The sequence below is a fragment of the Dokdonella sp. genome, assembly GCF_039926425.1.
GTDB lineage: Bacteria > Pseudomonadota > Gammaproteobacteria > Xanthomonadales > Rhodanobacteraceae > Dokdonella_A.
The window spans coordinates 1-5,914 of the sequence record NZ_JBDSWZ010000038.1 but is presented as its reverse complement, the minus strand read 5'-3'; the positions used below and the strand labels follow the sequence as shown (position 1 = coordinate 5,914).

The window sequence follows — 5,914 nt, the reverse complement described above, 5'->3', positions numbered from 1 at the left end:
CAACCTGCTTGCCGGCTTCCTTGTACAGCGAGCGGACCTTCTCGGTCATCTGCGCGCCCTTGTCCATCCACGCCTTGACCTTGGCGGTATCAAGCTGGAGGCGCACATCCTTGCCGGCCGCGATCGGATTGAAATAACCCACGCGCTCGATATTGCGGCCGTCTCGCGCATTGCGCTCGTCGGTCACGATGATGTGGTAGAAGGGACGCTTCTTCGCGCCGCCACGGGAAAGGCGAATCTTGACCATGTTAAGTCTCTGAAATTTCTGGAATTTGATCCGGAGAACGTCGGCAATGCCTGACGTTCCCGAGGGAGCCGCGCATTCTAGCTGAATCCGCAGAAAAATAAAGCCCTGCGCGGGGTTAGGAAGTGGGGCAATGCGGGAGCAGCTTCAGCCGCGATGCTTTTACCGTCCCGCTCACCATCAAACGCATCGCGGCTGAAGCCGCTCCCACAGGCACCCGATTCAGCGCGGCGGCACGAACCCGCCGCCGCCCATGCCTTTCATGGCGCCCGACATCTGACGCATCAGGCCCTTGATGCCGCCGCTGCCGAGCTTGGACATCATCTTTTCCATCTGCTGGTATTGCTTGAGCAGCTTGTTCACGTCCGCCGGCTGCATGCCCGAGCCCCGCGCGATGCGCGCGCGGCGTGAGCCATTGAGGAGATCCGGATGGCGTCGTTCCTTTTTCGTCATCGACCCGATGATCGCAATCATCCGATGCACTTCCCTGTCGTTGACCTTCGACTTCACGTTATCCGGCAGATTCGACATGCCGGGTAATTTCTCCATCAACGACGCCATTCCGCCCATGTTGACCATCTGCTCGAGCTGGCCCTTCATGTCGTTGAGATCGAAGCGCTTGCCCTTGATCACCTTCTCGGCGAGCGCACGCTGCTTTTCCTGATCGACGTTCTGCTCGACCTGCTCGACCAGCGAGAGGACGTCGCCCATGCCGAGGATGCGCTGCGCAACACGATCGGGATGAAACGGCTCCAGCGCGTCGACCTTTTCACCCGCACCAATGAACTTGATCGGTCGGCCGGTCACGTAGCGCACCGAAAGCGCCGCACCACCGCGGGCATCGCCATCGGTCTTGGTCAGCACGACGCCGGTGAGCGGAAGCGCGTCGGCAAACGCCTTCGCGGTGTTGGCCGCATCCTGACCGGTCATCGAATCGACCACGAACAGCGTTTCGACCGGATTCAATGCTGCGTGCAGCAATTTGATCTCGGTCATCATCTCGCTGTCGACATGCAGTCGACCTGCAGTGTCGACGATCAGGACGTCGGCGAAATTCTTGCGCGCGGCATCGAGCGCGGATTTGGCGATCGCGACCGGATCCTCATCGCCACTCGACGGATGGAACAGCACGTCGACCTGCGCGGCCAGCGTGCGCAGTTGCTCGATCGCCGCGGGACGATAGACGTCGCAACTGACCACCATGACTTTCTTTTTTCTGCGCTCCTTCAGGAACCGCGCAAGCTTGGCGACGGTGGTCGTCTTGCCGGCACCTTGCAGGCCCGCCATCAGCACCACTGCCGGCGGTGCCGCCGCGAGATTGAGGTCGGTATTGACGGCGCCCATCACCGCGGTCAGCTCGTCGCGTACCACCTTCACCAGTGCCTGGCCTGGCGTGAGGCTGCGCAGCACCTCCTGCCCGAGCGCCTTGACCTGCACACGCTGGATCAACGCCTGCACGACGGGCAGTGCCACGTCGGCTTCGAGCAGCGCGATGCGCACCTCGCGAAGGGCTTCGCGGATATTTGCTTCCGTCAGCCGACCTTTGCCGCGCAGGCGCTGGACGGTGCTGGACAGACGTTGGCTGAGCGATTCGAACATGGACGATCCGGAAACGGTTTGACGGTCGCCGATTATAGCGGAGCGCCCGCATGCGCAAGTCGCTGCGCCGCGTTCACGCGCAGCAGACGCTATGCGACACTCCGCGCATGACCATCATCCTGCTGACCCTCGTTGCGCTCACGCTTTATGTCGCCGCTGCCGGCATGCTCGCGCGACCGATGTTCGGTCGCGCTGCCTCGCTCAATCGGCCAGCCGCGCTTCTGGCGACACTCGCCGTCGTGGCGCACGCGGCGGTGCTGGTCGGCATGCACCCCGGAACTCTCGACCTGCACTTCTTTGCCGCACTCTCGCTGGTCGGCTACGTGATCGCCGCGCTCACGCTGCTGGTCAACCTGTGGCGCCCGATCGCGGCGCTCGGCGTCATCGTTTTCCCTCTCGCGGCGACGTTGCTGGCGGTAGACGTGTTCCTCACCCCGCGGACCGTGCCGGAAGCGATGGAGTGGCAGATCAAACTTCACGTCGCGGTTGCCCTGCTCGCGTTCGGTGTGCTGGCGATCGCGGCGGTGTTCGCGATCCTGCTCGCGATGCAGGAACGGGCGCTCCGTCATCGGCAGTTCGATTCATGGATGCGGATTCTGCCGCCGCTGACCCTGACCGAAGCGCTGCTGTTCCGCCTGATCGGCACGGGATTCGTTCTGCTGACGCTGACGCTGCTGACCGGAATCCTGTTCGTCGAAAACCTGTTCGGCCAGCATCTGGTTCACAAGACTGCGTTGTCGATCATCGCGTGGCTGGTGTTCGGCGCGCTGCTGTTCGGACGCCGCCGTTACGGCTGGCGCGGGCGCCGTGCAGTCAACCTCACCCTCACCGGAATGGCGTTCCTGGTCCTTGCCTTCCTGGGATCGAAGTTCGTGCTGGAAGTGGTCCTGCATCGCGCGACGTGAGCCTCGTGGTGGCGATCGCGGTCATCCGCATCGCCCGCTCGGGCGTCCGAACCTCGGCGTCGTGATCCGGCTATTCCCTCGCCGCCTGCAACGCCTCCGCCAGCCGATCCACCGCAATGATGTCCATCTCGCCGACGCGGGGCTTCTTCGGCGCATTGGCTTTCGGCACGATCGCGCGCTTGAAGCCATGTGTTGCGGCTTCCTTCAGTCGCTCTTCGCCATTGGGCACCGGACGAATTTCGCCGGACAGTCCCACCTCACCGAACGCAACGGTCTTGTCCGGCAACGGTCGATCGCGAAAGCTCGACAGCACCGCCAACAGCACGGGTAGATCCGCGGCGGTCTCCTGCACGCGAATGCCGCCAACCACATTGACGAACACATCCTGATCGTACACGGCGGCGCCGCCGTGGCGATGCAGCACGGCGAGCAGCATCGCAAGGCGGTTTTGTTCGAGCCCGAGCGCGACGCGACGTGGATTGCCCAGCGACGACTGATCAACCAGCGCCTGCACTTCGACCAGCAACGGGCGTGTTCCCTCGCGCGTCACCATCACGACGCTGCCGGCGGTCGGTTGCGCGTGGGTGGAGAGGAAAATCGCAGAAGGGTTGGGCACTTCGCGCAGGCCCTTGTCGCCCATTGCGAACACGCCGAGTTCGTTCACCGCGCCGAAGCGGTTCTTGAACGCACGCAGGATGCGGAAGCGGCTGCCCGCCTCGCCCTCGAAATACAGCACGGCATCGACCATGTGCTCTAGAACGCGCGGACCGGCGATGCCGCCTTCCTTGGTGACATGACCGACCAGAAACACGCTCGTCCCCGTTTCCTTTGCATAACGGACAAGGCGCGCAGCGGACTCGCGCACCTGCGACACCGATCCTGGCGCCGCTGTGAGCGTTTCGGTCCAGATGGTCTGGATCGAATCGATGATCAGCACATCGGGCCGACTGCTTGCCGCTTCTCCGAGGATCCGTTCGATCGACGTTTCGGCAAGTGCTTCGAGCCCCTCCAGCGGGATGTCGAGTCGCAGTCCGCGCGATGCGACCTGCGCGAGCGACTCCTCGCCGGTGACATAAAGCCCGCGCACGCGCTGGCCGATCGCGCCAAGCATCTGCAGCAGCAACGTCGATTTTCCGATGCCGGGATCGCCGCCGATCAGCACCACCGATCCTGCAACGAGACCACCGCCCAGCACGCGATCAAGTTCGCCGATCCCGGTCGCGCTGCGCTGCTCGTTTTCCGTTGCGACGGTCGCGAGCTTCGTGACCTTGGCCGCATCGACCGCCCCCGCGTAACCGCCGCGGGGATTCACCGCGACCGATTTCGTCGACGGCTGCACCACGAATTCGGTCAGCGTGTTCCAGACGCCACACTCGGCGCACTGACCTTGCCACTTGTTGTGTTCCGCGCCGCATTCGGCGCAGACGTATGCGGTTTTCGCCTTGGCCATCAGCGCTCATCCTCGACAAACCGCACGCGCCGCGTCACACCACAGGTGAGTTCGTAGCCGATCGTGTCCGCATGCCGGGCGATTTCCTCGACCGGCAGGCCGCGGCCCCAGAGCACGACGGCAGACCCGATCGCGGCGGCGGGGATGCCTCGCAGGTCGATTGTCACCAGATCCATCGAGACGCGACCCATGATCTTCGCCCGCACGCCGTCGATCAGCACCGGCGTTCCGGCTCCGGCATGGCGCGGATAGCCATCGCCGTAGCCGATCGCGGCGACGCCGACGTCCATGTCTTCCGGGCATTCCCACGTGGACGCATAGCCGATACGGTCGCCGCGCTTCACCCGATTCACCGCGATCAACCGCGTCGTCAGGGTCATTGCAGGGCGCAGCCCGAAGTCCGAACCGATCTTCCCGTCGACCACGGATATTCCGTACAGCGCCCCGCCCGCGCGCACCCATTGCCCCTGCGCCTCCGGCCAGCCGATGATTCCCGCGGAATTGGACAGCGAACGTTCTCCGTCGAGACCCGCGACGCTGCGCTCGAAGCATTCGATCTGCTGCGTCGTCATTGCATCGTCGAACACGTCCGAGTTCGCGAAATGCGTCATCAACGCAATGCTTCGGTCGACAGATGGCAACGCGCGCAGTTGCGCGAACACGTCGCGCGCGCGTTCCGGAGCGATGCCGAGGCGATGCATGCCGGTATCAAGCTTCAGCCAGACACGCAGCGGGCGCGAATCGTGATCGGCGACCAGCGCGGCGATCTGTGCGTCATGATGGACCACGGTGTCGAGTTTCAGGCGGCGCATTTCGGCGAGATCGCCAGGCTCGTCATGGCCGGACAACACGACGATGCGTTGCGACACTCCGGCGGCCCGCAACCTTTGCCCATCGGCAATGCCCGCGACGCCGAAGGCATCGGCGCCTTCCAGCGCGCGCGCTACACGCTCCAGACCATGGCCGTAGCCGTCGGCCTTGACGACCGCCATGATCCGCGCGCCCGGCGCGAGCTCACGCACGCGACGCAGGTTCTCGCGCAATGCGCCGAGGTGGATCGTCGCGCAGGTGGCGCGCATCGTTGAGTCGTCCTGTGATGGTTGATCGTGCGCGAACGAGCGTCGTTGTCGACACCGCGCGATGCCGCGCATGGTAACCGTCTCGCCGGCGAGCGGGAATCGCGACGCCGCGTTCGACCGAAAGCCGACGGCGCGCTGCCCGGCCGCGGGTCTGCACCGGTTCCGTCAGTCAGCGAGTCACACGCCGGCTCGCCGATGAACATGAACTGGGCGACGTGGCGCACGACCTACGCCATGGACACGCCCGATTCGGGCAGCGTGCCGAGCGCAATCTCGGACTTGGTCGGCAGCGGTGCATTGACTCGTTTACCGCGAGGCGATCCGCGCTCGACGCTGCTCGGGCACCGCTATCCGCTCCTTGCTTCCGACGCGATATTCCTCGACGGATTCGACGACTGATTCGACCATTGCAGTCGGCAACAACATCACGGGGGGAACGACGTGGAATCGGAACAACGCTCTTCCATCCTGTCGTTCGTGCTTCACGCTGTTGCGGTCGATTTCGCGCAACCGATCGTGCGCTATTCCATGTACCCGGAAAACTGCTGGCCGCTGTAGTTCTCGAACTTGGTGTACTCGCCAAGAAACGCGAGCGTCACTGCACCGATCGGGCCGTTTCGCTGTTTGCCGATGATGA

At 64.1% G+C, this 5,914-nt stretch carries 6 protein-coding genes; 2 read left to right on the top strand and 4 right to left on the bottom strand.

Annotated features, from left to right (window positions below):
- Both rpsP and ffh read right to left on the bottom strand, forming a co-directional pair.
- On the bottom strand, nt 1-247 hold a 247-nt coding region (gene rpsP, locus ABIV12_RS02350), incomplete at its 3' end, for a 30S ribosomal protein S16 (RefSeq protein WP_348055832.1).
- Nucleotides 248-466: 219 nt separating this feature from the next.
- Complete coding sequence (gene ffh / locus ABIV12_RS02345) at nt 467-1,843, bottom strand: signal recognition particle protein (RefSeq protein ID WP_348055830.1); 1,377 nt, start codon at nt 1,841-1,843, stop codon at nt 467-469.
- Nucleotides 1,844-1,950: 107 nt separating this feature from the next.
- Here ffh and ccsA point away from each other — a divergent pair, with 107 nt between their 5' ends.
- A complete protein-coding gene (gene ccsA, locus ABIV12_RS02340) occupies nt 1,951-2,748 on the top strand; it encodes a cytochrome c biogenesis protein CcsA (RefSeq protein ID WP_348055834.1) in 798 nt (265 codons plus the stop codon).
- Nucleotides 2,749-2,818: 70 nt separating this feature from the next.
- On the opposite strand, the gene radA is transcribed toward ccsA, so the two are convergent.
- Nucleotides 2,819-4,198 (bottom strand): DNA repair protein RadA, encoded by a 1,380-nt coding sequence (gene radA, locus ABIV12_RS02335; protein ID WP_348055828.1) that lies wholly within the window; start codon nt 4,196-4,198, stop codon nt 2,819-2,821.
- Nucleotides 4,198-5,277, bottom strand: coding sequence for an alanine racemase (gene alr / locus ABIV12_RS02330; protein ID WP_348055826.1), 1,080 nt, complete (start codon nt 5,275-5,277; stop codon nt 4,198-4,200). The genes radA and alr overlap by 1 nt, the downstream gene beginning before the upstream one ends.
- Before the next feature lie 195 nt (nt 5,278-5,472).
- On the opposite strand from alr, the gene ABIV12_RS02325 reads away from it, so the two are divergent.
- Entirely contained in the window at nt 5,473-5,676 is a 204-nt protein-coding gene (locus ABIV12_RS02325) for a hypothetical protein (protein WP_348055824.1), read from the top strand.
- Nucleotides 5,677-5,914 lie beyond the last annotated feature (238 nt).

Coding starts and splice junctions, on each gene's coding strand:
- alr (WP_348055826.1), bottom strand. CDS start 5,277: ATGCGCGCCACCTGCGCGACGATCCACCTCGGCGCATTGCGCGAGAAC.
- ABIV12_RS02325 (WP_348055824.1), top strand. CDS start 5,473: ATGAACATGAACTGGGCGACGTGGCGCACGACCTACGCCATGGACACG.
- ffh (WP_348055830.1), bottom strand. CDS start 1,843: ATGTTCGAATCGCTCAGCCAACGTCTGTCCAGCACCGTCCAGCGCCTG.
- ccsA (WP_348055834.1), top strand. CDS start 1,951: ATGACCATCATCCTGCTGACCCTCGTTGCGCTCACGCTTTATGTCGCC.
- radA (WP_348055828.1), bottom strand. CDS start 4,198: ATGGCCAAGGCGAAAACCGCATACGTCTGCGCCGAATGCGGCGCGGAA.